Source organism: Edwardsiella sp. A.80236, assembly GCF_044540725.1.
In the GTDB taxonomy this organism is placed as follows: Bacteria; Pseudomonadota; Gammaproteobacteria; order Enterobacterales; family Enterobacteriaceae; genus Edwardsiella; species Edwardsiella tarda.
On record NZ_JBIUCY010000075.1, the window covers coordinates 1 to 611 of the forward strand.

At 49.4% G+C, this 611-nt stretch carries 1 rRNA gene; it reads right to left on the reverse strand.

The features are described from left to right. A 16S ribosomal RNA gene (locus ACEQFP_RS17545) occupies window positions 1–459 on the reverse strand; the annotation flags it as partial. Between the last annotated feature and the right edge of the window lie 152 nt (window positions 460–611).

Here is a 611-nt window from a genome sequence, read left to right on the forward strand (position 1 = left end):
ACACCTTCCTCCCTACTGAAAGTACTTTACAACCCGAAGGCCTTCTTCATACACGCGGCATGGCTGCATCAGGCTTGCGCCCATTGTGCAATATTCCCCACTGCTGCCTCCCGTAGGAGTCTGGACCGTGTCTCAGTTCCAGTGTGGCTGGTCATCCTCTCAGACCAGCTAGGGATCGTCGCCTAGGTGAGCCATTACCTCACCTACTAGCTAATCCCATCTGGGTTCATCTGATGGCATGAGGCCCGAAGGTCCCCCACTTTGGTCTTGCGACGTTATGCGGTATTAGCTACCGTTTCCAGTAGTTATCCCCCTCCATCAGGCAGATCCCCAGACATTACTCACCCGTCCGCCGCTCGTCAGCGGAGAAAGCAAGCTTTCTCCCTGCTACCGCTCGACTTGCATGTGTTAAGCCTGCCGCCAGCGTTCAATCTGAGCCATGATCAAACTCTTCAATTAAAAGCTTGATGCTCAAAGAAATTAAACTGTTTATTCGTAATGAATTAACTGCTGTCACTCTTCAAGACTTTAAATATTTTGGCATTCCGAGGAATGCTTAATACGAATCTTGCGAGTGCCCACACAGATTGTCTGATAATTTGTTAAAGAGC